This is a genomic window from Kistimonas scapharcae (genome assembly GCF_039540975.1).
GTDB classification, from domain to species: Bacteria; Pseudomonadota; Gammaproteobacteria; order Pseudomonadales; family Endozoicomonadaceae; genus Kistimonas; species Kistimonas scapharcae.
Genome location: NZ_BAABFL010000245.1, coordinates 1 through 1,424, shown reverse-complemented (window position 1 = coordinate 1,424; position 1,424 = coordinate 1). Strand labels below are relative to the sequence as shown.

Sequence of the window (1,424 nt, the reverse complement as noted above, 5' to 3'; positions counted from 1 at the left end):
CCGAGACTGGCAAATATTATCGAATACGCCTCATGCTGGCTGCCATGTGGTCTGCACAGGAGTTTTTGAGTACTTACAAATTAGTCGCAGTATCGTAAAAGCGAACCTCTGCCGACGCTAACATAAAGGTCAGGGACTGCATTTCCCTCAATGCATCCACAGCAGGTGGTAGCAGATTCACAATCCTTTCATTACCCGTTTTGGGAGCATGGAGGTGCTGATCCTGTCGGATAGTGGATCGCACTGTTATTGTTGCCGAATCCAGATCGTCATCTTCCCAGCATAGTGCGCAGATTTCACCTGTACGCATACCGGTATATACCGCCACTATCAAATAGCATTTATGAAAAGCATCATTACAACAGTTAAGTGCCCTTCGAATCTCAGACTTGGTAAAAGGATCCGGTTTTCTTCGTCGCTCTTTAAATCGAATACAATGTTTTGATAGTTTTTTGGTCATATAACCATACTCCTCCGCATAAATTAATAGGCGTTTTAATATGGAGAGCCGTACATTAGCCGTTGTCGCTGACTTACCTTCACGGATAATATAACGATAATCCAGCACATCCTTATCAGTTATCTGTGATACAACCTTACTCTTTCCGATTATTCCTGATATGACATGGAACATATCCTCATATGCAGACAACGTTGATGATTTAACATCCATCAAAGTATGTCTTTTGAATAGCTCCCAGAGCTTTTCCAATGTAATAGGCACAGCCGTTTTCGAGAACATTGCTGCACGTTTTGAATTCGGGAAAAACTGCACATAATCAAACTGATTAATAGCAATGAGGTGCTTTATTGCAACCAATCGCTCATAACAATACTTTATATTCTTGACTGTTACAGGAATAGCAAATGATTCTCTGCATCTTATCCCATTGTAATGAAACACTACTCGCAGACCTTTACCATTTCGTTCTACGCCAGGCGCATTTTTTAATGCAAGGATGATTTTTTCTTCTAACTCATCTCGCCCTGAACCCATTTTTCATATTCCTCCAGGTTAATCAAACGCCTGCCATCAGGAGCTTTTATCCATATCTTGCCCATGGGCCATTTGCCGCTGTCTATTTTGCGTTCTACTGCCTTTTCTGAATAACCAGTCAACTCAGCAAATTTCCTTATGCGCACAAAATTGGTCATAAAAAGCCCCCATGGCAGTCAACTTCCATTAACCTTCAAAGCACCCGGTTCAAATCCGCCGCTGAGGTCACATCCCCCTCAATGATTTCCCCTGTTCGCATATCAACCGTGACACCACCCTCGCCTTCCTGCAGCACGGTGTCGTTTTGTTGTGAAATGCCAGCCTCAGCCCGTTCATCCAGACCTACAGCTGTCTGCGCCTCAATGGACACCGGCAGGTATTTGAACAATCGTCGGATCACGGTTTTCTTGGCCATCTCATCGAAGTG

3 protein-coding genes are annotated in these 1,424 nt (G+C 43.6%); all 3 read right to left on the bottom strand.

What is annotated here, in order from left to right; translation table 11 throughout:
• Positions 1-73: 73 nt before the first annotated feature.
• Positions 74-997 (bottom strand): Arm DNA-binding domain-containing protein, encoded by a 924-nt coding sequence (locus tag ABD892_RS10710; protein WP_345195619.1) that lies wholly within the window; start codon positions 995-997, stop codon positions 74-76.
• Positions 973-1,155 (bottom strand): hypothetical protein, encoded by a 183-nt coding sequence (locus ABD892_RS10705; RefSeq protein ID WP_345195617.1) that lies wholly within the window; start codon positions 1,153-1,155, stop codon positions 973-975. Before ABD892_RS10705 ends, ABD892_RS10710 begins: the two co-directional genes overlap by 25 nt.
• 35 nt (positions 1,156-1,190) lie before the next feature.
• A partial coding sequence (locus ABD892_RS10700; RefSeq protein WP_345195616.1) for a recombinase RecT occupies positions 1,191-1,424 on the bottom strand: 234 nt, incomplete at its 5' end.